General features: G+C 44.6%; 15 protein-coding genes. 13 read left to right on the top strand and 2 right to left on the bottom strand.

The features are described from left to right. The first annotated feature begins 1 nt into the window (after position 1). From J2W55_RS18780 to J2W55_RS18730, 11 genes are read left to right on the top strand one after another with little or no spacing between them, the layout of a single operon-like run. Complete coding sequence (locus J2W55_RS18780; protein WP_310099245.1) at positions 2-1,138, top strand: sialidase family protein; 1,137 nt, start codon at positions 2-4, stop codon at positions 1,136-1,138. Between the two features lie 8 nt (positions 1,139-1,146). Continuing rightward, positions 1,147-2,550: an acetylxylan esterase gene (locus J2W55_RS18775; RefSeq protein ID WP_310099242.1), complete on the top strand. Its 1,404-nt coding sequence runs from the start codon at positions 1,147-1,149 to the stop codon at positions 2,548-2,550. A gap of 4 nt (positions 2,551-2,554) precedes the next feature. Then, positions 2,555-3,448, top strand: a complete 894-nt coding sequence (locus tag J2W55_RS18770; RefSeq protein WP_310099239.1) for a sugar phosphate isomerase/epimerase family protein — start codon at positions 2,555-2,557, stop codon at positions 3,446-3,448. Between the two features lie 6 nt (positions 3,449-3,454). Next, positions 3,455-5,374: a right-handed parallel beta-helix repeat-containing protein gene (locus tag J2W55_RS18765; protein WP_310099236.1), complete on the top strand. Its 1,920-nt coding sequence runs from the start codon at positions 3,455-3,457 to the stop codon at positions 5,372-5,374. 54 nt (positions 5,375-5,428) lie between these two features. After that, entirely contained in the window at positions 5,429-6,142 is a 714-nt protein-coding gene (locus J2W55_RS18760) for an L-rhamnose mutarotase (RefSeq protein ID WP_310099234.1), read from the top strand. A 50-nt stretch (positions 6,143-6,192) separates the two neighbouring features. Then, positions 6,193-7,272: a Gfo/Idh/MocA family protein gene (locus J2W55_RS18755; protein ID WP_310099229.1), complete on the top strand. Its 1,080-nt coding sequence runs from the start codon at positions 6,193-6,195 to the stop codon at positions 7,270-7,272. Further along, positions 7,269-8,870 carry a sodium:solute symporter family transporter gene (locus J2W55_RS18750; RefSeq protein ID WP_310099227.1) on the top strand — a complete coding sequence of 534 codons (1,602 nt, stop codon included), beginning with the start codon at positions 7,269-7,271 and terminating at the stop codon, positions 8,868-8,870. Before J2W55_RS18755 ends, J2W55_RS18750 begins: the two co-directional genes overlap by 4 nt. Next, on the top strand, positions 8,871-11,069 hold the full coding sequence (locus J2W55_RS18745) for an alpha-L-rhamnosidase-related protein (RefSeq protein WP_310099225.1): 2,199 nt from the start codon (positions 8,871-8,873) through the stop codon (positions 11,067-11,069). A 3-nt stretch (positions 11,070-11,072) separates the two neighbouring features. Continuing rightward, positions 11,073-14,372, top strand: a complete 3,300-nt coding sequence (locus tag J2W55_RS18740; RefSeq protein WP_310099222.1) for a glycoside hydrolase family 2 TIM barrel-domain containing protein — start codon at positions 11,073-11,075, stop codon at positions 14,370-14,372. 4 nt (positions 14,373-14,376) lie between these two features. Next, positions 14,377-17,772 carry a glycosyl hydrolase gene (locus J2W55_RS18735; RefSeq protein WP_310099219.1) on the top strand — a complete coding sequence of 1,132 codons (3,396 nt, stop codon included), beginning with the start codon at positions 14,377-14,379 and terminating at the stop codon, positions 17,770-17,772. Positions 17,773-17,781: 9 nt separating this feature from the next. Then, positions 17,782-19,815, top strand: a complete 2,034-nt coding sequence (locus tag J2W55_RS18730; protein ID WP_310099215.1) for an aceric acid hydrolase — start codon at positions 17,782-17,784, stop codon at positions 19,813-19,815. A gap of 261 nt (positions 19,816-20,076) precedes the next feature. Here J2W55_RS18730 and J2W55_RS18725 read toward each other — a convergent pair whose 3' ends face one another. Further along, complete coding sequence (locus tag J2W55_RS18725; protein WP_310099212.1) at positions 20,077-21,429, bottom strand: sensor histidine kinase; 1,353 nt, start codon at positions 21,427-21,429, stop codon at positions 20,077-20,079. Between the two features lie 156 nt (positions 21,430-21,585). Here J2W55_RS18725 and clpB point away from each other — a divergent pair, with 156 nt between their 5' ends. Continuing rightward, positions 21,586-24,207 (top strand): ATP-dependent chaperone ClpB, encoded by a 2,622-nt coding sequence (gene clpB / locus J2W55_RS18720; RefSeq protein WP_310099209.1) that lies wholly within the window; start codon positions 21,586-21,588, stop codon positions 24,205-24,207. A 67-nt stretch (positions 24,208-24,274) separates the two neighbouring features. Here the strand turns inward: clpB and J2W55_RS18715 are convergent, their stop codons facing one another. Next, entirely contained in the window at positions 24,275-24,454 is a 180-nt protein-coding gene (locus J2W55_RS18715) for a hypothetical protein (RefSeq protein ID WP_310099207.1), read from the bottom strand. 668 nt (positions 24,455-25,122) lie between these two features. Between J2W55_RS18715 and J2W55_RS18710 the strand changes: the two genes are divergently transcribed. Continuing rightward, positions 25,123-26,730, top strand: coding sequence for a hypothetical protein (locus J2W55_RS18710; protein ID WP_310099204.1), 1,608 nt, complete (start codon positions 25,123-25,125; stop codon positions 26,728-26,730). Positions 26,731-26,809 lie beyond the last annotated feature (79 nt).

Genomic DNA, 26,809 nt, shown 5'->3' with positions numbered 1-26,809 from the left:
TATGTATAAAAGAATCTTGTTGATCATATTAAGTACTTGTGTAATTGCAGGTGAAACTGTTGCCCAAACCAATCCCTGGCGCAAAGGAATATTAAAGGATGAATTTATTTATGAGAAAGCACCTTACCCACAGTGCCATGCATCAACCATTGCCGAAACCCCAAAGGGGCTGGTGGCCTCATGGTTTGGTGGTACAAAAGAGCGCAATCCAGATGTGTGTATTTGGGTAAGCCGGCTGGTTAATGGTAAATGGACGGAGGCTATCAATGTAGCCAACGGTGTACAGAATGATACTTTGCGTTATCCGTGCTGGAACCCGGTTCTTTACCAGGTTCCGGGTGGCGATCTGTTGTTGTTTTACAAAATAGGTCCAAGTCCCGCAAAATGGAAAGGGTATATTAAAACCTCTGCTGATGGCGGCATCACCTGGTCGGCACAAAGGGCTTTGCCTGATAATATTCTTGGCCCCATCAAAAACAAACCGGTATTGCTGAAGGACGGTACTTTATTAAGCCCAACCAGTACCGAAGGCAAGGGCTGGCAGGTGCACTTTGAAGCAAGTAAGGATTTTGGAAAAACATGGACACTGATAGGCCCTATTAACGATGGTACCGAGATGAAGGCCATACAGCCCAGCATTTTATTTCATAAGGATGGCAGTTTACAGATACTGTGCCGCAGCCAGAACAGGGCGATATTAACATCATGGTCAAAAGATAATGGAAAAACCTGGACACCGCTCCAAAAAACCAGCTTGCCAAACAATAACTCAGGCACAGATGCTGTAACGCTTAAAGACGGTCGGCAGCTGTTGGTATATAACCATGTATTGCCGCCGGGTACAGCAGCAAAAGGAGCGCGCACACCTTTAAATGTTTCTGTTTCTAAAGATGGGGTTAAATGGTACGCGGCGCTGATATTGGAAGATTCGCCCATTAGTCAGTATTCATATCCATCAGTTATACAATCATCGGATGGCCTGGTACATATTGTTTATACCTGGCGCAGACAGCGGATCAAGCACGTGGTGGTTGATCCTAAAAAACTGGACCTGAAAGAGATAAAAAATGGCGAATGGCCAAAAGTAAAGGGGTACACCTTACCTGTAATTAAAGGTGAAGTGGATGAATTAAAATAGTATAAGCTATGATCAGGGGAAAACTATTCGCTTTGTTACTGTGCTTGTTATTGTGTGGGTTTGATGTTTATGCCCAGCAAACCACTGATAGCAATTACAAAAAGCCATTGAAAGAAGTATTGGATGAGATACAGGAAAAATACAAGGTAAAGATCAAGTACAATCCGGACATGGTGAAAGATAAGTGGGTAAATTATGCCGAGTGGCGATTGCGGCCGGATGTGGATACAACCCTGAGTAATGTATTGACCTCGCTTGATCTGAAAGTGAATAAAGAGGGCCCCGGCAGGTATAAGTTAAAAGAATATGAATATTTCCGCTGGTCGGTGAGTGATGGCTGGAAAGAACTGGACCGTATCGCATCGGAATATCATGACAAGGAGAGTTGGGAGGTGCGCAAAGCTATGTTAAGGCCACAGCTATATAAAGCCTTAGAACTATCTCCATTGCCGGCCAAACCCGCATCAAAGCCAATTATCACCCCTAAAAGGATATTTGACGGCTACACTGTTGAAAATATTGCCATTGAGATATTACCCGGCCTGTACATCAATGGGTCATTATACAAGCCTTTGAAAATAAAGGGAAAGATCCCGGTAGTATTAAGTCCTGACGGGCATTGGGAGCACCAGCGCTACCGTGCTGATTGCCAGATACGCTGCGCCACGCTGGCCCGCATGGGAGCTATGGCCTACAGCTATGATCTTTTTGCCTGGGGCGAATCGTTACTGCAATTTAAAGAAGCGGATCATCGCCGTAGCCTGGCACAAACTATTCAGGCATTGGGCGCCATAAGGATATTGGATTATGTACTGTCATTAAAAGAAACCGACCCTTTGAGGGTAGGCATCAGCGGCGGATCAGGCGGTGGCAGTCATACCGAATTAATGACGGCGTTAGATGACCGGATAAAGTTAAGCGCGCCTGTGGTATCTGTATCCTCCTACTTTTATGGCGGCTGCCCATGTGAGAGTGGCATGCCCATACACCAATGCGGTGGCGGAACGGATAACGTTGAAATTGCCGCTATGGCAGCCCCCCGTCCACAATTATTGATATCTGATGGACAGGATTGGACAGCTCATATGCCCGAGCACGATTTTCCTTACCTCAAAAAAATGTACGGCTATTATGGCGCCGCAGATATGGTGGAGAATGTGCACCTGCCGGCTGAAGGTCACGATTTTGGGCCGTCCAAGCGCCATCCGCTGTATGCTTTCGTCGCCAAAAATTTTCATCTGAATATCAATACCATAAAAGACAAGCGCGGAAACATCGATGAGTCAAAGGTGACTATTGAGAAGGAGCCAGCGATGTATGTATTTGGCGATAAAGGAGAAAAACTACCCTCTGACGCGATAAAAGGATTTGACCAGCTGCAGAAAGTGTTTGCAGCAGCTACAAGAGAATAATGATATGAAAGTTAGATCGGTATTGATTTTAAATATAGTGTTCTTAGCGGCTTTGCCATTAAAGCAGGTTTTTGCGCAAAAAATAGCAGCTAACCAAAGATATAAAATAGCTGTAGTTGACCTCATGATACTGAAAAGACAAAAGTTGGGTGCATTTCAGCTCGCTAAGGATATTGGGGCCGATGGAGTTGAGGTTGATATGGGAGGTTTGGGCGATCGTGAAACTTTTGATAACCGGTTAGCGAATGATTCGGTACGCGCGCAGTTTTTAAACAAAGCAAAACAACTGGATCTGCAAATTCCATCAATGGGGATGACAGGCTTCTTTGCCCAGTCGTTTGCTGAGCGGCCAACGGCGGTAAAAGCAGTTACTGACTGTATTAACACTATGAAAAAGATGAACGTTAAGGTTGGTTTTTTGCCTATGGGAATAAAAGGCGATCTGGTTAAATACCCAAATCTGCGCCCTGCCATTGTAGCCAGACTAAAAGAGGTAGGTGAAATTGCCAGGAAAGCGGGAGTGATCATTGGTATTGAAACATCCCTGGATGCCAGGAACGAACTGCAGTTATTGAAAGACATCGGCTCGCCGGCTATAAAGAGTTATTTCAATTTTCAGAACGCGCTTGACAATGGGCGCGATCTGCAGAAGGAACTGCAGATACTGGGAAAGAAAAATATAGTCATGATCCATTGTACCGATACCGATGGGCAATGGTTGCAGAATGACCCTAAGATTGACATGGACAAAGTAAAAAATACGCTTGACAAAATGGGCTGGAGTGGCTGGCTCGTAATTGAACGGTCAAGGGATATTAAAGATGTGCATAATGTTAAATGGAACTATAGCGCAAACACGGCTTATTTAAAATCAGTTTTCCAGGTGCCTAACGAATAAATTTATATGAATACTCTCCGCATATTTATTTTCATGTTGCTGTTAAACGTTGCTTTAACTGACAGCGTTTTTGCGGCCGAGATTTATGTCGCCCCAAACGGATCAGACAAAAATGCTGGTACAAAACAGCAACCTATGGCAACGGTGGCTGCTGCTTTAAGAAAAGCACGCGAACTGCGCCGCTTAAACGATCCGCAGATAAAAGGTGGAATCAGCATCAGGGTTGAAAAAGGGCTCTATCAACTAACCGAGCCGTTATTTATTCGTCCGGAAGATTCTGGTACGGCGGATAGTCCCACCACTATTGAAGGTGCCCCGGATGGACAATCTATACTAAGCGGAGGGATCAATATAGGTGGATGGCAAAAAGTCACAGATGACATACTCGGTTTGCCCCCTGAAGCCAGGGGCAAGGTTTGGGTAGCTGATGCACCACTAACAGCAAGTGAAGGTTTATTATTCAGACAGTTATGGGTTGATAACCATAAAGCCACCCGTGCGCGGGAAAACGACGCACCAACAATGAGCCGAATTTTATCGTGGGACCATCAAACCCAAACCTGTTGGATTCCAGTGGCCAAATCGACAGACCTTAGCCATGTAAAAGGTATGGAAATGTTTATCCACCAGTGGTGGGCCATAGCCATTTTGCGTATAAAATCTGTTGAAGTGCAGGGCGATAGTGCAAAACTTTCCTTTTATCAGCCGGAAAGCCGTATCCAGTCAGAACATCCCTGGCCGGCACCATGGATCTCAAAAAAAACGGGTAATTCTGCCTTTTACCTGAGCAATGCTATCCAATTTCTGAACCAGCCGGGAGAATGGTATCTCGACGCAGAACATCGCAAGGTCTACTATATACCACGTCCATCTGAGGATATGCATAAAGCGGTGATCACAGTTCCTTGCCTTGAAAATATAGTGAAAATGCAGGGAACGGTAGATAGTCCGGTAAGTTATATCGGGTTTAAAAATATTTCGTTTCAACACAGCAGTTGGTTACGTCCTTCAAAGAATGGCCTGGTGCCTCACCAGGATGGCATGTTTATGCTGGACGCTTATAAGCTGAAAATCCCGGGTACTCCTGATAAAAAAGGTTTGGAGAACCTGGCATGGGTTGGCAGGCCGGCCGCGGCAGTTGAAGTAGCTTATGCGGCACATACTGTTTTTGAAGGATGCAGCTTTGAGCACATGGCTTCAACGGGCCTGGATTATCAACGTGGTACTCATGATAATGAAATAAAAGGCAACCTGTTTAAAGACATTGGTGGAACGGCTATACTCGACGGCGTTTTCTCTGATGAGGCACAGGAAGTTCACCTGCCTTATAACCCAGCCGATAAGCGCGAAATATGCACTGCCGACCATATTGAAAACAACCTTATAACCGACGCTACCAATGAAGATTGGGGTTGTGTGGGTATTGGTGCCGGATACGTAAAAAACATTACCATAGCACATAATGAGATTTGCGATGTAAACTATACCGGCATCAACATAGGTTGGGGGTGGACAAAGACCGCCAATGCCATGAGCAATAACCATATTATTGCCAATAAGATACACCATTACGCACGCAATATGTATGATGTGGCGGGCATCTATACGCTGTCGGCACAACCAGGAACCATCATCAGCAATAATTTGGTGGATAGTATTTATAAGGCCCCTTATGCTCATGATCCTGTGCATTGGTTTTACCTGTATTGTGATGAAGGCTCCTCATATATCACTGTGAAAGACAACTGGTGCCCTGCTGATAAATTTTTGAAAAACGCCAATGGGCCCGGCGATGTATGGGAAAATAACGGTCCTCAGGTGGCTGCTGAAATTAAAAATGCCGCCGGACTGGAAAAACAGTATCAATACCTGCTAAAATACAAATCAATTAACCTTGACAACCAACCCATTAACCATAAGGAATAAATGACGGCCGGTAGAATTAACAATAGCATATTTACGAAGCTGGCATGCTTAATCATGGCACTTTCTTTTACAGCGTGTAAACAAGCTGCCAAAAAAGAAAGTGAAACACCGGGCTCAGCACGGGTTACAAAACCTGAATTGATCAAAAAGCCTGTTATCGTTGAGCTCATTATTCCAAAAGATTCGGTATTTAACCCGCATAGCCTTTATGATCTGGCAAAAGGTTTTGCCTTGAACTTAAATGATATTAATAGATGGAAAAACTATGTTACCCTTTACGCCAACATAGAAAATCCTGAAAAATTGGTTAACAGCATTAAAATGGCATACCCGTATGCAGTAGTCAAATATTTTGACAAACCATTTTACCATTTTAACCGCAAGATGTGTGCAGATACCACCAATTCAAAGGAATGGGACAATATATTCCTAACCGCCAACCTGGTAAAAGACACTAAGCTACAACAAGCATACCTTGATCACCATGCTACGCAATTTGAGAAATGGCCGGAGGTTTCACAGGGATTCTGTAATGCTCGTTTTCAACAGTTGCTGGTTTTTAAAAATGAGCGCCAGCTCATGTTGGTGATCAGTATCCCTAAAGGCGAAAGTCTGGATAAATTGAATCTATTGACAACAAAGAACAATCCACGGGTTAACGACTGGAACAAACTAATGGCTAAATATCAGGAAGGTATTCCGGGTACAAAGCCCGGAGAAGTATGGGTGTTTTTGAAACCTCTGGATCATCCTCATCAGAACAAATAATTAACAAATAAATAGATCAAATCACTAAATCAACAATTCAGCATTATAAAATGAAGATAGGAATATTAGGGTTAGGCGAAGGTCGAAGCACCATGTCGGCAGCGTTACAAAGCGATAAACTGGAACTGAAGATGGTGTGCGACATGAATATAGAGATGTGTAAACGCCGGGCCGAGGAGTTTAACTTTCATCATTATACCACCAGTTATCAGGATATGCTTAATGATGCGGAAATTGACATTATAGCCATTTATACGCCCGATCATTTACATGCAGAACATGTTAAGCAAGCCTTGCTGCATGGTAAACATGTAGTTTGCACCAAACCTTTTATTGACGACCTGAGCAAGGCAGCTGAATTATTGGAGTTGGTTGAAAAAAGCGGGAAGAAAGTATTTGTTGGTCAAAGCTCCCGTTTTTTTGAACCGATGAAAAAGCAGCGTAAAGACTATGAAGAAGGTTTGATAGGTGAGTTGATCACGATAGAAGCCTATTATCACGCAGACCACCGCTGGTTTTTGGAAAAACCATGGTCATTACAACAGGCGTTTAAATGGCTATACGGGGGCTTAAGTCACCCCACAGATTTTATACGCTGGTATTTGCCCAATATTGAAGAAGTAATGGGGTACGGTATGCTTAGCTCCAATGGTGCAAAGGGCGGTTTAAAAAACCCCGATACCATGCACTTTATTTTTAAAGCTGCTGACGGGCGCATTGCCCGGGTAAGCGGCTGCTATACAGGCCCGGTGCAGCCCGTAACCCGCGACAGTGAAATGAGTTGCGTTTTAAGAGGTACAGAAGGATGCAGTCAGGGTGATTATATGGACCTGCGTTATGCCATAACCGATAAAACAGGTGAGGAAAGAATGCTCACCTGGGAACATAAACTGAAGCATTACTTCCGCTTTGAGGGTAAGAGTCATCATGCCGGTGAGTATCAAAACTATTTAGAATACTTTGCCGCAAGTATAACCGAAGGCTATACTGCTTATCCTGATATTAAAGAAGGCATTGGTACCATAGCGCTGCTGCAGGCTATGGACCGTTCCCTGCAAACCGGGAAACCGGTAAAAGTTGACGATATACTGGCCGAATATCATTTAACCTCAAACCAGTTAAGCGCATGACCATCGCCATGAGCAATATCGTGTCGCGTTTAACCATGTTGGATTATTCGGTGGTAGCCGTTTACCTGGTTATTCTTATGGTAATAGGTTACCGCGCCAGTTTTGGAAGTAAAAAACAACCAGACGAAACACTTTTCCTGGCCAATAAATCATTAGGCTGGTCAAGTATCGGGTTTAACATGTGGGGTACAAACGTAGGCCCATCCATGTTACTGGCCTTTGCCAGTATTGGCTACACCACAGGTATAGTGGCCGTAAATTTTGATTGGTATGCCTTTGTATTTCTGATGCTGCTGGCGCTGGTTTTCGCGCCAAAATACATTGCCGCCAAGGTATCAACCATGCCCGAGTTTATGGGCAACCGTTATGGCGATTCCACCCGTAATATACTCGCCTGGTACGCGCTTATTAAAATGCTTATCTCCTGGCTGTCATTAGGGTTATTTGCCGGAGGGTTTCTGGTGAGGCAGATATTAGGTATCCCCATGTGGCAATCGGTTATTGTATTGGTATCATTCGCAGGCCTGTTTGCATTTACCGGCGGATTAAAGGCCATTGCCAAAGTAAACGTATTCCAGATGCTGCTGCTCATTGGTGTGTCTTTAACGTTAACAGTTTTGGGTGTAAATAAAGCAGGAGGGCTTTCGGCCGTCTTTCATAAAGTACCGGGTAATTATTGGAATTTGATCCACCCGGCCAGCGATATTAAATATCCGTGGTATGCTATTTTATTGGGTTATCCGGTATCGGCGGTGGCTTTTTTCTGTACTGATCAGGCTATGGTACAATCAGTGCTGGGCGCCAAAAGCCTAGAACAAGGGCAACTGGGTGTAAATTTTATCGGCTGGCTTAAGATCCTGTCACTACCCTTGTTTATTCTTACGGGTATCTTGTGTTTTATCCTGTATCCGCACCTGAGTGATCCGGCCCTGGCCTATATGACCATGGTCACCAATCTTTTCCCGCCGGGGATGAATGGCCTGGTGATCGTGGTGCTGATAGCTGTTTTGGTGGGTACCATAGGTTCATCACTAAACTCATTGAGCACGGTGTTCACTATGGATGTATATGCCGAAAAGATTAACCCGAATGCTACCAATAAAGATCTGGTAAGGGTGGGCAGGATGACGGTAGTGGCGGGTTGCTTATTTGCTATAGGTATGGCGCTGGCTATTGACAGTATTAAAGGATTAAACCTGTTTGATGTATTTCAATCTGTGCTTGGTTTTATTGCCCCGCCGCTGGCAGTTGTTTTTTTACTGACAGTTTATTGGAAACGTACCACGCGCAAAGCGGTGAATACCATTCTTTCTGCCGGTTCTGCTTTTAGTTTGGGTACCGGCGTAATGTACCTATGGGTATTCCCGTCTGATCGGTATCACTTTTGGCCGCATTACCTGTTGCTGTCGTTTTATATTTTTGTTTTCCTCACTGTTACGGCTGTTATCATTTCGTTGCTGGATGCCTCACCAGAGATATATCAACCCGATGCTCAGGAAATCAGCCGGATTACTAAACCTACTAAACGTGTAAAACTGGCCTGGGCACTGCTTACAGTAGTGATGATCATTTTATACTTCACTTTTAACGGACATTAAATGATGAATACCATTTGTACCTGTAAAAAATTAAAGAATTGGCCGGTTGTTATCCTGTGCCTGGTTTTTATATTGTTTGCCGACATGGCCAAAGCCCAAAAGGCAACCTGGATTTGGTATCCGGGTGATTATGAAGTGTGGCTGAGCAATAAAATGCAAAATAGGCGTACCGAGCGCGGGGCCTTTTTTCCGCCATTCTGGAAACTCGACAGCCATTATGCCCTGATTGATTTTCATAAGGATTTTGTGCTGGCAAATCCCGAAAAGGTTGACCTTACTGTGGAAGGGCAGTACAATGTTAAGCTTGATGGTAAAGCGCTTTCGGGTTATCCCAAAGCTATCAATATTCCGGCGGGGAAGCACAGGCTAAGCTTAAAGGTGTACAATCAGGGTAGTGTGCCTGCCATATATGTAAAAGGTGCACACCTGGCATCTGATACCTCATGGCTGGTAACTTATGAAGACAAGGAATGGATTGACGCGTCGGGTAAAACATCCGATGTGTCGGCAACGCAGTATGTGCCCGCTGGTGCCTGGAACTTTGATTCGGCCGACAAAACACCGTCCACATTCCGTTTACCTACGGAGGAACATCGTCCTGAAAAAACCGAAAGGAAGGAGCATTCCATATTAGTTGATTTTGGTAAGGAAACTTTTGGCTATGCTAAGCTGAACGGCTTAAAAGGGAAAGGTAATGTTAAACTCTGCTATGGCGAGTCAAAAGAAGAGGCCCTGGCCACTGCCACTTGTGAACTGCTGGACAGTATACACATTGACCGGCCGCAAAAAGCTGACCTTACGATGGAAGGCTCGAGGGCATTCCGATACATTAATGTATTGTTTGATGACAACGTAAATGCCGATGATATATCCATGCTGTACGAATACTCGCCGGTGGAGCAGCGGGGTAGTTTCCATTGCTCTGATCAGGAAATCAATAAAATATGGGACATATCGGCTTATACACTGCACCTGAACACACGTGAATTTTTTATTGACGGTATAAAACGTGACCGCTGGGTATGGTCAGGCGATGCTTATCAAAGCTATTTGATGAACTATTACCTGTATTTTGACTTGCCGACCGTTACCCGCACGCTGTATGCATTACGGGGTAAAGATCCGGTAACCAGCCATATTAATACCATTATGGATTATACATTTTACTGGTTCATGGGTATTTATGATTATTACCAGTACACAGGCGACAAAAGCTTTATTAAACAGATGTACCCCCGCATGCAGAGCCTGATGAGCTATTGCCTGTCGCGAAGGGACAAGGATGGCCTGATGGAAGGCCTGCCCGGCGACTGGGTGTTTATTGACTGGGCCGACAAATTAAGCAAACAGGGTGAGGTAAGTTTTGAACAGTTGCTATTATGCCGCAGCCTTGAAACCATGGCCCTGTGTGCCAATATCATGCAGGACAAACCCGGTTCAGCCCGATACAACCAGCTTTCAACAGGCTTAAGGTCAAAAATATTCACTTATTACTGGAACAATCAAAAACATGCTTTGGTACATAGCCGCATTAATGGCAAACAAACAAACAATGTAACCCGCTATGCCAATATGTTCTCCATCTTCTTTAACTATTTTACCGAAGCACAAAAGCAGGAAGTTAAAAAATATGTACTGCTGAATGATAAGGTTCAAAAGATCACCACGCCCTATATGCGCTTTTATGAGTTGGAAGCCCTTTGCGCCATGGGCGAACAAAGCTATGTGCTTAAAGAAATGAAGGATTACTGGGGCGGTATGCTTAACCTGGGCGCTACCACTTTTTGGGAGGAGTATGATCCCAATAAAAGCGGCGCGGCGCATTATGCCATGTATGGGCGCCAATTTGGCAAAAGTCTTTGCCATGCCTGGGGTGCAAGCCCTATTTACCTGTTAGGTAAATACTATTTAGGTGTTAAGCCCACAGCGCCTGCATACAAGCAATATATGATAGAACCAAAGCTGGGCGGTTTGCAATGGATGGAAGGTAGTGTGCCTACTCCTAAAGGCGATATTAAAGTATATTGCAGTGCCAAACAAATAAAAGTAAGCGGTGATACAGGCATTGGAACTTTACTGTTTACCAGCAGCACCATGCCGGTTTGCAAGGAGGGAGCTATAAAAACAAAAGGTAAAAACACCTATGAATTAAGCATAACTAAAGGGACGAAATATACGGTTGATTATAGCGCGCTGTAAGTAATGATAAAGAAGAGATTAGTCTGCATTTTATTTGCTTTTGGGTTACCGGTAAGCGGGCTGTATGCGCAATTGGTTGATAAAACGCCGGCGCCCATACCCAATGTACCCGCTGTTTATGATACCGAACCCTGGGAAAACCCATTGGTTGATGGTATTAATCGCGATGCTGCACGGGCAACGGCTTATTCCTATGCCAGTGTGCAGGACGCATTGAACGGCGACCGCGAAAAATCAGACCGTATACTGTCATTAAATGGTTACTGGGATTTTAGTTATGCAAGCAAGCCTGCCGATGCGCCAAAGGATTTTTATAAAAGCAAGGTAAGCGGCTGGAAAAAGATCATCGTACCATCAAGCATCGAAATGCAGGGCTATGATAAGCCGATATATAAAAGCGCTGTATATCCTTTCAGGCCGGTTAACCCGCCGCATGTACCGCAGGATTATAATGGTGTAGGTAGTTATCAGCGAACTTTTACTTTGCCTGCACACTGGAAAGATATGAACATTACCCTGCATTTTGGAGGGGTGAGCTCAGGTTTTGAAGTTTGGCTGAACGGTAAGTTTTTAGGCTATGGTGAGGACAGCTTTTTATCGTCGGAATTTAACATTACCCCGTATTTACAGGCTGGCGAAAATGTAGTATCCGTACAGGTGATCCGCTGGAGCGATGGTTATTTTTTGGAAGACCAGGACCAGTGGCGGATGAGTGGCATCCACCGCGAGGTAATGCTGCTTGCCGAGCCTAAGCTCCGGATAGCTGACTTCCAGTGGCAAGCCAAACTGGATAAACAATATAAGGATGCGATATTCAGCATTCGGCCGCGTATAGAGAACCTGACAGGTAAAGCTGTTCCGGGTTACAGGATTGAAGCCCGGCTTTTTGACAAGAATAACAAAGAAGTGTTGCAAAAACCACTGGAGCGTAGTGTGGAAAGCATTATCAATGAAATATATCCCCGGCTTGACAATGTTAAATTCGGGTTGCTGGAAACCAAATTGAAAAATCCGGATAAGTGGAGCGACGAAGAACCAAATTTATATACACTCACTTTGTCTTTAGTTGACAGTACCGGGCATGTGCTTGAAGTGAAAAGTTGCAAAGCCGGTATCAGGAGTATTGAATTTGATAAAGATAACGGCAAGTTGCTCATCAATGGCAAGGTAACTTACCTGTATGGTGTGAACCGACCCGATCATGACCCGGTTAAGGGTAAAGCTTTATCCCGCGCTGATATTTTAAATGATGTGCGCACCATTAAGCGGTTCAACTTTAACTGTATCCGTACCAGCCATTACCCGATGGATCCATGTTTGTATGATCTGTGCGATCAGTATGGTATCCTGGTAATTGACGAAGCTAATTTGGAGACGCACGGACTTGGTTCAAAATTGAGTAATGACCCTATGTGGACGGGGGCCTATCTTGACCGTGCCACGCGCATGGTAATGCGCGATAAAAACCACCCAAGCATTATTATCTGGAGCTTAGGTAACGAGGCCGGACGCGGACCCAACCACGCCGCCATGGCAGGTTGGATCCATGATTTTGATATTACCCGTCCTGTACATTATGAACCCGCCCAGGGAACGCCTCAGGCCGAAGGTTACATCGATCCGACCGATCCGCGTTATCCAAAAACAAATGATCACTCGCATCGCTTGCAAAACCCGATCGACCAGCCTTATGTGGACATTGTAAGCCGTATGTACCCTGGTTTATACACGGCGCCGTTGCTGGCTAATCAGCAAAATGGCGACAACCGGCCCATATTTTTTGTGGAGTATTCACATGCTATGGGTAATTCTAACGGTAACCTTAAGGAGTTTTGGGATCAGTGGAGATCAACCAAACGTATTATCGGTGGGGCTATATGGGAATTTAAAGATCAGGGCTTGTTAAAAAAAGACTCGGCAGGAACGCCTTATTACGCTTACGGCGGCGATTATGGCGAACGTTATTTTGACAATTTTACCATCAAAGGGATCGTGGCCTCAGATGGGCGGCCAAAGCCCGCCATATATGAATGCAAGCATGTTTTTCAGCCCGCGGTTTGTGAACTGGCTGATGCTGCAAAGGCGCTTGTCAAAATTAAAAACTGGCACAGTGTGACTAATCTTAATGAGTATGACGTATACCTGCAAGTACGCGAAGATGGCAGGATCATTCTCAAAAAACAATTGCCGCGCATTAACCTTGCGGCCGGCAAGGATACGGTTATTAGTATAAAATCTTATCTGCCTGCAATAAAATCGGGCCATGAATATCTGGCTGATATTCATTTTACTTTGGCACAGGATAAACCCTGGGCGGCAAAAGGTTATGAAATTGCAGAAGATCAGTTCGCGTTAACAGGTTTGCAGGCTATAAAGTCAGGACCTTCCGACTATCCGGACGTAGCCATGGCAGACGACGCGATGGCATATAACATCACCGGCAATAACTTTAAAATTAAGATCAGTAAAGCTACAGGTGCGCTGAGTTCTTATTTATTGAACGGGCAGCAGCAGATATTTGCACCTTTACTGCCACACTTTACCCGTCCGGTTACAGATAATGACCATCGCGGTTGGAAAGCCGAAAAGAAATTAAAACCGTGGTTTAAGAACGAACCCAAATTAAAAGATATTACTACAGACCGATCTCAAAAAGGAATCGTAAGGATCAACAGTAATTATACATTGATTGGCGACAGTGCATTGGTTAAAGTAATTTATACGATAAACGGTAAAGGTTTTATCAAAGTTGATTACAACCTGCAAGCTGATAAAAGCCTGCCCGACCTACCCAAGGTAGGTATGCAAGCCGGCATTTTACAGGCTGACAGCAACATTACCTATTACGGCCGCGGTCCGTATGAAAATTATATCGACCGGCGTATGGGATCGGAAGCCGGAATTTACTCGAAATCCATTCAACAGTTTATGGAGCCGTATGTAGTGCCGCAGGAAAACGGCAACCGCACCGATGTGCGTTGGATGCTGCTGTCTGACAATAAAACACGGGGGCTGCTGGTGGTAGCCGATAGTCTGCTCAGTATGAGTGCCTGGCCTTACACGGAAGATAATATAGTTCATGCCAAACATACCAACAAGCTGAAGAATGCCGGCTACATCACGCTGAATATTGATCTGCTGCAGATGGGAGTGGGAGGCAATGACAGCTGGTCGGAAGTGGCCGAACCATTGGAGCTATACCGGATACCATCAAAAAATTATCATTATAGTTTTTATATCGCTCCTTACAATGGGCCTGCTGATAAAGCAGGTGAAATGGCCCGTAAAGTGAAATTTAAATAACAACATGAAGAAATTCATCTGTATACTTTTTGTTTGTATAAGCTGTTGGGTGTTGCAGACGGCGGCCCAGGTACGGAGCGGCCTATCAAAGGATGAACTTAAGCAAGCCTTTCTTCATCCGTCAGAGTCGGCCAGGCCCTGGGTGTTTTGGTACTGGATGCAGGCGGCTGTTACACGCGAGGGTATCACTGCCGATCTGCAGGCCATGAAACAGGCGGGTATAGGCGGCGCTTATCTTATGCCCATAAAAGGAGTAGCCAACCCGCTGTATTTAACTCCGGCGGTTGAACAGCTCACGCCACAATGGTGGGCCATGATCAAATTTGCCATGCAGGAGGCCGATAGGATAGGTGTTAAACTGGCTATGCATAATTGTGATGGTTTTGCACTGGCGGGCGGCCCCTGGATTACGCCTGAACTTTCTATGCAAAAAGTGGTATGGTCAAAAACGCGGGTTACCGGCGGTAAAAGCTTTCGGGATACATTGCTTAAACCGGCACATTACAAAAATTATTATAAAGATATTCAGGTGCTGGCCTATCCGTCATTGCCGGGCGAGGGTATAAACAGTTATGATGCAGCGCCTAAAGTAACCACGAGCATTTCAGGTACAGATCTGCAATATCTTGCCGAAAAAGGTAATAAGAAAAGTTTTGCTGCAAACGAGCCCTGCTGGATACAGCTTGAATTTAAAGAACCTTTTACTTGCCGTTCGCTGGTGATCCATACGTCGGCCAGTAATTACCAGTCGGAGCGCTTGTTGGTTGAAGTAAGCGACGATGGCAAAAACTTCCGCTCATTAGGCAGATTGCAACCACCCAGGCACGGCTGGCAGGACGGGGATGCGGAAATAACCAACGATATTACGCCAACTACAGCGAGCTATTTTAGGTTTGTTTATGATAAAACGGGTTCAGAACCCGGTGCCGAAGACCTGGATTTTGCCAAATGGAAGCCGTCGCTTAAACTTTCAGGTATCGAACTCTCTGCCGAACCTCGTATCCATCAGTACGAAAGTAAAAACGGTGAAGTTTGGCGCGTAAGTAAACGTACAACAACTACACAACTACCCAACGAGCTTTGCGTACCCAAAGATAAGATCATTGATTTAACTGCTAAGCTTGATGTTAATGGCCAGTTAAACTGGAATATCCCGCCCGGACACTGGACCATTTTACGCATAGGTCACACCTCTACAGGCCACACTAACGCCACTGGTGGTGCGGGCAGTGGTTTGGAATGTGATAAGTTTAATCCTGAGGCAGCCAAAACACAGTTTGACCATTGGTTTGCTGAGGCCATAAGGCAGGGCGGCCCTGAACTGGCAAAAAAAGTATTAAAGATATTTCATATTGACAGTTGGGAGTGCGGCAGCCAGAACTGGTCGCCGGTATTTGCGGCGGAGTTTAAGAAACGCAGGGGATATGACCTATTGCCGTACCTGCCTGTAATGGCGGGCGTTCCGGTACAAAGCGCTAATGAGTCTGAAAAAGTGTTGAGTGATATACGCGAAACCATAGCCGAACTGCTGGTTGATAATTTTTATGGCACCATGGCTAAGCTGGCACATGAAAAAGGCTGCACTTTTACTGCCGAAAGCGTGGCGCCAACAATGGTAAGCGATGGCATGCTGCATTATCAACTGGCCGATGTGCCAATGGGCGAATTCTGGTTTCGGAGCCCTACGCATGATAAGCCCAATGATATGCTTGATGCTATCTCGGGCGGGCACATCTATGGCAAAAAAATTATCCAGGCTGAGGCTTTTACCGAGTTACGGCTATTGTGGGACGAACATCCGGCTATGCTTAAAACCATGGCCGACAGAAATTTTGCGTTAGGTATAAACCGTTTGGTGTTCCATGTAAATGTGCATAATCCCTGGCTTAACCGTAAACCAGGCATGACACTGGACGGCATTGGCCTGTTTTTTCAGCGAGATCAAACCTGGTGGAAATCGGGTAGGGCATGGTTTGACTATATACAGCGATGCCAGGGTTTGTTGCAGCAGGGGCACCCGGTAACTGATATTGCCGTATTTACCGGCGAGGAAACACCACGCCGGGCTATATTACCCGACCGGCTTGTTAACACCCTCCCAGGCATATTTAGCTCCGAAAGGATGAAGCAAGAAGCTGAAAGACTGACCAATAAAGGCGAGCCCATAGTAAACAGCATTTCCGATGCAAGTCATTCTGCCAATATGGCTTTGCCCGAAAACTGGATAGATCCGCTGCGTGGATATACATATGATTCTTTTAACCGGGATGCCCTGTTGCGTTTGGCAACCGTAAAAAATGGCAGAATAACTTTGCCAGGCGGTGCCAGTTATGCCCTGTTGGTAATACCCGGCGCACACCCCATGTCACCAGATTCAGGGCTGATGTCGCCGGAGGTGGTGAAACGATTACAGTATTTGGCTCACGGTGGAGCTACCATACTGATAGGCAATGAGCCAATGCGGGCAGTAGGGATGACTAATGACGCAGCTGTTGCCAAAGCGGGCAAACAGTTATTTACAAGTACTGATAAAAAAGTTAAAGTAATTAGCGGGCCCTATCAAAAAGACACTTTTGATGAACTGGGTATACCACGTGATTTTATAGCGCTTGAAAATGGCCAGATGGCTAAAGACATAGCCTGGACACACAGGCGTTCGGTAGCTGGTGAACTGTACTTTATATCCAATCAGCAGGAAAAAGAACGTACCATCAGCTTATCGCTTAGATCGGCAGGGTATGCGCCTGAGCTTTGGGATCCGCTTACTGGCGAAATACGTAACGTAAATAATTGGAAAGTTGAGGCCGGGCGAACAGTATTGCCCGTAAGCCTTGCGCCCGATGGTTCCATGTTTGTTATTCTCCGAAAAAAAGCAACTGTTACCCAAGTTAAAGATAAAAACCAGCCTGTTCAAACGCAGGTGCAAACGCTTGCCCAAACCTGGAAAGTGCAATTTAATGCTCAATATGGCGGTCCTGAAAAACCGGTAACCTTCAATCATCTCGATGATTGGAGCAAGCGCGAAGAAGCCGGTATCAAATATTACTCAGGTACGGCCACGTATAGTCAATCATTTAACTGCAACACCGTTTTGGGTGAGGTATGGCTTGACCTGGGCAAAGTAGAAAACCTGGCCGAAGTATATGTAAATGGCGTTGATTGCGGCGTAGCCTGGACCTGGCCTTACAGGGTAAATATTTCCAAAGCGTTAAAAAAAGGAGTTAATCAACTAAAAATAGAGGTAAGCAACACCTGGGCCAACCGTTTGATGGGCGATCACGCCCTGCCTGAAAAAGAACGCTTTACCTGGACCAATGCGCCATACCGGTTGGATCGTAAATCCCTGTTACCTGCGGGCTTATTAGGTCCGGTAAAAATGATCAGATTAAATTATAAATAAGAAAAAGATATGTGGAGTAAAACGAAACTACTTATTGTTTGCTTGTCTTGGGTAACAGTTGGAGCCTATGCGCAAAACAAAGCGTTGGTTAATACGGATAAAAGTAAATATGCAAAATTAAGCAGCGTGGATATGGGCAACGTAACCTGGACCAATGGCTTTTGGGCCGACAGGTTTAAGGTTTGCCGCGATACGATGATCCCAAACTTGTGGCGAATTTATACCGATCCTAAAATAAGTCATGCCTATCGTAATTTTGAGATTGCCGCCGGGCTGGATACCGGATCGCATGAAGGGCCGCCTTTTCATGATGGTGATTTTTACAAACTGATAGAGGCCGTTGCCAGCATGTATGCTTCAACGCATGACCCCAAACTGGATGCGCTGATGGATAAAACCATTGCAGTAATAGCAAAAGTTCAAAGGCCCGATGGTTACATCCATACGCCTACCATTATTGAGGAGCGTAAAAATAGCGGAAAAGAGAAAGCGTTTAATGACCGCCTTAATTTTGAAACGTATAATCTGGGGCATTTAATGACGGCCGCCTGCGTACATTACCGGGCCACGGGTAAAACCAGCATGTTGAAACTGGCTGTTAAAGCAACAGATTACCTGTACAATTTTTATAAAAAAGCCTCGCCCGAACTGGCGCGAAACGCTATTTGTCCCTCGCACTATATGGGTGTGGTAGAAATGTACCGCACTACACATGACCCAAAATATCTTGAACTGGCTAAGAACCTGATCAACATACGCGGGCTGATGGAAAATGGAACGGACGATAATCAGGATCGAATACCTTTCAGGCAGCAAACCCAGGCTATGGGCCATGCGGTGCGGGCCAACTATCTTTTTGCCGGGACCGCCGATGTTTATGCTGAGACCGGCGATACTACCCTGATGCACACCCTTAACCTGATGTGGAACGATGTAGTAAACCGCAAGATGTACATAACCGGGGGCTGCGGCTCGCTTTATGACGGCGTTTCGCCCGACGGTACATCTTACAATCCCGTTGATGTACAAAAGGTACACCAGGCTTATGGCCGCGATTATCAGCTGCCTAATTTTACAGCACATAATGAAACCTGCGCCAATATTGGTAATGTACTGTGGAACTGGCGCATGCTGCAAGTTTCGGGCGATGCCAAATATGCCGATGTAATGGAGCTGGCTTTGTATAATAGTGTACTCTCCGGTATCAGTTTAAGCGGCCGCGATTTTCTGTACACCAATCCCCTGAGCTATTCAGACAGTTTGCCTTTTAAACAACGGTGGTCAAAGGACAGGGTAGGGTATATCAAACTGTCAAATTGCTGTCCGCCTAATGTGGTGCGCACCATAGCTGAGGTCAGTGATTATGCCTATAGCATATCAGATAAAGGTTTGTGGTTTAACCTGTATGGCGGCAATGTATTGGCTACCAAGCTGAAAGACGGTTCATCCATTAAGCTTACTCAAACAACCCAATATCCCTGGGATGGTAAGATCACTATACAAATAAACCAGGCGCCGGGAAAAGCTGCTTCTATGTTTTTCCGGATACCGGGATGGTGTAAAAATGCAACTTTAACAGTGAACAGTAAAGTAATTGATACCATGCTGTCGCCAGGCGAGTATGCGGAAGTTAAGCGCGATTGGAAAACCGGCGACGGGATAGAGCTAAACCTGCCTATGCCGGTAACCATGATGGAGGCGAATCCCCTTGTGGAAGAAACCCGTAACCAGGTAGCGGTAAAACGCGGCCCGGTGGTATATTGCCTGGAATCAGCTGATCTGGCCAAGGGGCAAAAGGTGTTTAATATTGCTTTATCGTCAAAAAATGAGTTAAAGCCCGAAATGATCAGCATAGATAACAGCAGTATCATGAGCCTTACCGGCAAAGCTGACCTGCGTGACGAGGCCGGGTGGAAAAATAAATTATACAAAGAAATATCCGCTCCCAAACAAAACGCGGTTGATGTTCGGCTAATCCCTTATTACGCCTGGGGGAACCGTGGGCATGTTGATATGGAAACCTGGATACCGCTCGATCTTTGATGTAAGATGTTAATTAGGACTTGGACTATTAACGTGGAGAAATGTATAGGGAGAAATGTATAGTTTGTCCGGCTTTTTCCCAACCTGATGATTCACTAAGTGAACTACCCGCAACATCTTTGCTTTTAAATCAGAAATCAGACTTACGAAGTAAAAAAAGCTTCGTAAGTCTTTAAATGAGCATGTCATTTTTACCTCAAAAGCCGCAATTTTTAAAAATCAGAATGAGAAATTTTTAACTCACTACTCACTACCCGCCATTCACTCACTTACCCCCATCAGCGATACAGCAGGCAATTTTATGGTAAAAACAGACCCGCGGCCAACAGTACTTTCAACCTCAACTATGCCATCGTGTTTTTCAATTATCTGGCGTACAATGGTAAGTCCCAGTCCGGTTGATTGTTCACCCCTTAATCCCGTTCTCCGCGCTTTTGAAAAACGTGTAAATATGTCAGGAAGTATATCGGCGGGTATGCCCAGGCCGTAATCCTGAACTTCAATGATCAACTGCTCGTCTTTTTTATGGAGCCTTACATCCACACGGCTGTTGTCTTTTGAAAACTTTATGGCATTGCTTATTAAATTATCGAGAGCTCTATGCAATTTTTCTTTATTTACGGTAGCATAAACCGGGTTAATGCTGCTGGTAAACAATACATCCGTTTTTAAGTCGGGTTGTATTTTCCAATCACTAACAATGCTTTTCAGCAGCTGGTTAAGCTCTGTTCTTTCCATTTCAAAGAAATCGCTGGTGTCATTGTGTGCGGCTTCCAGTAAGTCGTCAATAATGGTACGGGCTTTAATACATGAGGCCTTCATCATATTCAGGTTTTCCTGGACGTCATCACTTACATTATCGAGCTCCATCATCGTGGCAATTGACTCTACAGCGGCAATTGGATTGCGCAGGTCATGAGCCACCATCCCTAATACCTGGTTTTTAAACTCGCCCGCTTTTTCAATCTCTACATTTTTTTCCCTGATCTCAATCACTTGCTGATAATAGCTAACTTTATAGGAAAAAAAGTATCTGGAGATCAGATAAAAGGTTGAAAGTAAAATAGCCGAAATTAGCTGATTATATACCATTTGGGTGGCATTGGTTTGGCTGTAAAACAAAAGAGCGGTAAAAAGTATTTCAACTGTAATTATTAATATTATTGTTTCATAATACTCAAACACACAAACAACACTTATGAGGCCTAACGCTATGAGATATAAGGTTAAAGCGTTGCTTGGATCAGATGTGGCAATAAAACTTGAATACATGCCACATGAAATAATATATACCGAAAAGGAAAATACAAGCAAGGCCATTGATGCGGTGCCTTTTTTGTGATTTTTAAAGTTGGCAATAAGTAAATTGCTTACAATTAGAAAAATAGGGGTGACAATTATAAATACCCAGTTACTAAAATTAAACTCCGGAAAGTTTTGCGCCTTGGTAAGGCTTGCCGGAAATACAAAATATAAAATCCTTATAATAACATTTAATAACAGGAATATGATGCTCCCTGCCCTTACAGCAACCAGGTTTTGATAAGTATAATAATCGCGATATGACGCTCTGTATTTTACAGGTAGGCTATTAAAATAAAAGTTAGTATTCAATATTTATTAGTTATAGGTTGTACAGCAAAAATATCAAAATTTAATAAGAGTTTTTTCCTAAATAATAATAAGTCAAAATGTCGTACAGGTTTATATTTACCTGACTTTTTTTCATTATAAGCTAAATGGCAAGTGTTTTGATTAATACCCATTGATATGAATTTTAACAACTTTACAATAAAAGCCCAGGAAGCCGTACAAAAGGCTTCGGAAATTGCCACTGGTAATCAGCAACAGGCAATAGAACCCGCACACCTGTTAAAAGGCTTGTTGCTGGTTGATGAAAACGTTATAACCTATTTATTAAAAAAATTAAACGTTAACCTTAACAGGCTTAATGAAACGCTTGATGCGCAGATAAGCTCTTACCCAAAGGTGAGCGGCAGTAATATTTATTTGTCGTCAGATACCAACTCATCCCTTCAAAAAGCGCAGGGATATTTAAAAGAATTTAAAGATGAGTTTGTATCGGTTGAACATATATTATTAGGCATACTTGCAGCCGGCGGTACCGTAAGCTCCATTTTAAAAGATTTTGGAGTAAACGAAAAAGACCTTAAAAAAGCCATTGTGAGTTTGCGTGGCGATAGTAAGGTTACCGATCAAAACGCCGAGGCTACATACAACGCTTTAAATAAATACGCCCGTAACCTTAATGAGTATGCTGAGTCGGGCAAGTTAGATCCCGTTATCGGGCGTGATGACGAGATCCGCCGGGTAATTCAGATCTTATCGCGCCGTACCAAAAACAATCCCATTTTGGTAGGTGAGCCGGGCGTTGGTAAAACAGCCATTGCCGAGGGTATTGCCTTTAGAATAATTAAAGGCGACGTGCCCGAAAGCTTAAAAACCAAGGTAGTTTACTCGTTGGATATGGGAGCTTTGATTGCCGGTGCTAAATACAAAGGCGAATTTGAAGAACGCCTTAAAGCGGTGGTGAAAGAAGTAACTCAAAGCGATGGTGAGATCATCCTGTTTATTGATGAGATCCATACATTGGTTGGAGCTGGCGGTGGCGAGGGAGCAATGGATGCTGCCAATATATTAAAGCCCGCGTTGGCCCGTGGTGAGCTGCGGTCAATTGGTGCAACTACGCTCAATGAGTACCAAAAATATCTTGAAAAAGATAAAGCGCTTGAACGCCGTTTCCAAAAAGTAATGGTTGAAGAGCCGGATGCAGCGGATGCCATATCAATTTTGCGCGGACTGAAGGAACGCTATGAAACACACCACAAGGTGCGTATAAAAGATGAAGCCATTATTGCCGCGGTAGAAATGTCGCAACGTTATATATCTGACAGGTTTTTGCCCGATAAGGCTATTGACCTGATGGACGAAGCAGCTTCAAAACTACGGTTGGAAATGGATTCGGTACCCGAAGTGGTTGACGAACTGGAACGCCGCATTATGCAGCTGGAGATTGAGCGCGAGGCTATAAAACGTGAGAAAGACGAGCGCAAGGTGTCAGAACTGAGCGAAGAGATAGCAAACCTGTCGGCCCAGCGCGATTCATTGCGTGCCAAATGGAAAGGCGAAAAGGACCTGGTTGACGGTATTAACCAAAAGGTTGAGCTTATTGAAAACTATAAACTGGAAGCTGAACAGGCTGAACGTGCCGGCGATTATGGAAAGGTGGCGGAGTTGCGCTATGGTACCATAGTACAGGCACAAACCGAGGTTGAAAAACTGAAAGCCGCCCTGCTGGAGAACCAGAGCGACAGCCGGATGCTGAAAGAGGAAGTTACTGCCGATGACATTGCAGGCGTGGTTTCCCGCTGGACAGGTATCCCGGTTTCAAAAATGATACAAAGCGAGCGTGAAAAGTTGCTGCACCTGGAAGAGGAGTTGCACAAACGTGTAGCCGGACAGGAAGAAGCCATTGAAGCTATAAGTGATGCCATACGCCGTAGCCGGGCCGGTTTGCAGGATAAACGCAGGCCTATCGGATCGTTCATATTTTTGGGTACAACCGGCGTGGGTAAAACCGAATTGGCTAAGGCTTTGGCCGAGTACCTGTTTAATGACGAAGGCGCCCTGGTACGTATTGATATGAGCGAATACCAGGAACGCCATGCCGTATCAAGGCTTATTGGCGCGCCTCCGGGTTATGTGGGTTATGATGAAGGTGGGCAGCTGACTGAAGCCGTACGCCGTAAGCCTTATAGTGTGATACTGCTTGACGAAATTGAAAAAGCGCATCCCGATGTATTCAATATATTGCTGCAGGTGCTTGATGATGGCCGCTTAACCGATAACAAGGGCCGTGTGGTGAACTTTAAGAATACCATCATCATCATGACCTCTAACATCGGATCAAACATTATACAGGAAAATTTCCAGGATCTGCAGGATGCCAACCGTGACGAGCTGATAGCTAAGACAAAGAATGAGCTGTTCATACTGCTGAGGGCAACCATACGGCCGGAGTTCCTGAACCGTATTGATGAGATCATTATGTTTACCCCATTAAACCGCGAAGAGATACACAGCATTGTGAAACTGCAGTTTAACCAGGTAAAACAAACCCTTGCTGATATGGGCATCAGTATAGAAGCCTCGGATGAGGCGCTCGATTGGCTGGCCCAGCTCGGGTACGATCCGCAGTTTGGGGCCCGTCCGCTTAAACGTGTTATTCAGAAAAAGATCCTGAACGAATTATCGAAGCAGATATTGGCCGGCACCGTTGATAAGGACAGCACCATAAAAATAGATATGTTTGATAACAACTTTGTTTTCCTGAACACCCCCAAAGTGGTTGGTGAAGAAACAATAAAATAATATATTTAACTCCATCATATAGAAAAGAGCCGCCTTGTTGGGCGGCTCTTTTCGTTTGTTAAGGTTTTTAGTCGTCTTCTTCGTCTTCCTTTTTTTCAACCAGTTCTGTCAATGTTTGGTTGTCATTAATTCTTTCCCGGTTCTTTGCCTGGGTTGGTGCAGCACCGGTTATTGCAATACCGGTTACTGCCAGTAATAAAAGCACAGCAAGGCAAAATAAGCGTGTTGCTTTTTTTAGTTTTTTCATGCGGATCGCAATAGGGATTTAATATGCTTTAAAGCACAGCAAATCGTTTGATAAAATTTTACCTGGGCCAATAAGGCGACACACCGATCAGCAGAGTGGGGAAGGGGGGATATCCTGATCGGTGTTATCAGAGAGGTTCCACACCTGATAGGTAACGAAACGCTTGGTAAATAAGAAAATACCTTTCAGGTGTTGATATCGTTGAAAGGCAAGCTTGTTATAGACTGAAATACCCCAGTTAAAATTTGTTTTAAGTGCAAAGCGGGAAGGTTTGCCTTTATAAAAAGACAACGTGGCCCTTTTATAACTGATACCGCTTTTTAAGGTGAAATGGCTACTGTTGTATAGTTCGGTGTAAGCGGCTTGAGTATTTGGCCCGCTATTATTTACATAACCGGATAGCACAAAGAAGCTTACCAAAAAGGTAACCGTGAGAAAGCCCTTTTTTACTGCCTCTTTTAAATAAGTTATTGTATTGCTGCTTGCCACATGTAAATATAGCTAAATCTGTTAAATCCTTTAAAATGTCAGGTTGAGCTGTTGTATTAACCTATCAAATAATATTTAATGATAAGTTAATATATGGACAATATGTAGCTATAAACTTTTGCGGAAGTTTACCGTATAATTATAAATATCAACTTATACATAAACTCACCAAAGTCACTATGCTTAAATTTACAAATTCAAGGCTATTATTAGTAGCCACAGTTGCTTTTGGCCTGTTAACAAGCAGTTGCCAAAAAAACAACACTCCGGCAGCTCAAACCAACGGATCACAACTTGAGTCAGCCAAAACCATCAAAACGCTTGCAGTATCGCTTACGCAAGGTTTTGAGGTAGGGTCAACCAGCCCTAAAACAGCTTATGATGTTTCGCCTACAGGTTCAAGCAGTGGCGACAATGTTACGCTTTCAGGCAATTCATGGAACATGTACGATGCCCTGATAGGAAACTTAAGCGCTGACCTTAAAGCGGGCTCATGGAGCGGCCGTATACGCAATACCGGCAAAATTACCATGTTGTTTGACGTAACAACCGGCATTAGCACCGTAACCATAAAGCATGGTACCTATGGCAGCGACACACCAAGCCAGTGGGGTTTGTTTTATTCTGTAAACGGTGGCAGTACATGGACGCAATCCGGCTCAAACATTACAACAGGTTCAACATTGGCTACCCAAACCTTTACCATTAATGTAACCGGCACAGCCCGTTTAGAGATACGTAAACTAAGCGGCGGTACCAACCGCATCAATATTGATGACATTACTATAAATGATAACGGTGGCACCGGCGGTGGTACTGTTATCACCGGTAAAAAATTCCTGTTTGACGCAAGCCACCTGGAAAATGCAGGCAGTGCCGACTGGCAGATAGACGCTGATGGCACCGAAAGCGTACCCTTATATACCGGTGGTACTACAACCGAAACCAAAGCACAGCGCATCCCAACACCATCATACACAGGTATTACAGCAAGCACATCAGAAACTTACTGGAAGGGTGGTATATCATCATGGGCCGTTTCATTGGTTAAACTTGGCGAGTTGGTTGAAACCTTGCCAGTTGGTACAAGTCTTACTTATGGCAATGCTTCAAACCCACAGGATTTGAGCAATTATGATGTATTTGTGGTAGTTGAGCCTAACCGATTATTTACTGCTGCTGAGAAAACCGCCTTGATGAACTTTGTTTCAAATGGTGGCGGTTTAATGATGATTGCTGATCATACTGCTGCTACCACTGCCGGCACTGATGCCAATGGCTACAACCCGTCAGACAGGGATGGCGATGGTTATGACTCACCACGCGTTTGGAACGATCTGATGACCAACAACGGCATCAACAACAGTAATCCTTTTGGTTTTGTGATCAATTATGTTGATATCAGCGAGGGGCCGTCAACCAACGTTTATACCGGTACAAATGCCAATGCGCAAAAAGTACTGAACGGTGCTGCCGGCACGGCTTCAAAACTCGCGTTTTATAACGGATCAACTGCAAACTTGTTCCCTGCAAACAATTCAAGTGTACAAGGCTTGTTCTGGCGCAACTCAGCTACCAATGGCGGTACATCCAACGCAATGGCTTTATTGGCTACTTATGGTACCGGTCGTGTGGTATGGATTGGCGACAGCTCACCTGCTGATGATGGCACCGGCGATACCGGCGACAACCTGTTCAATGGTTGGTCCGGCGATTCGCCTTCAGGCTTCACTTCGCACCCTGCTTTACACCTTAATGCTTCGTTGTGGCTGGCAAAAGCACAATAAGCAGCCTTTAAAAATATGGAACTTACGAAGTTTTTAAAAGCTTCGTAAGTTTTTCTGTTTTATACGGTATCAGGTTCAA

The sequence above is a fragment of the Mucilaginibacter pocheonensis genome (assembly GCF_031456535.1).
Lineage (GTDB): Bacteria > Bacteroidota > Bacteroidia > Sphingobacteriales > Sphingobacteriaceae > Mucilaginibacter > Mucilaginibacter pocheonensis.
Note: the sequence above shows the minus strand (reverse complement) of the source record. Positions and strands in the feature narration are given on the sequence as shown.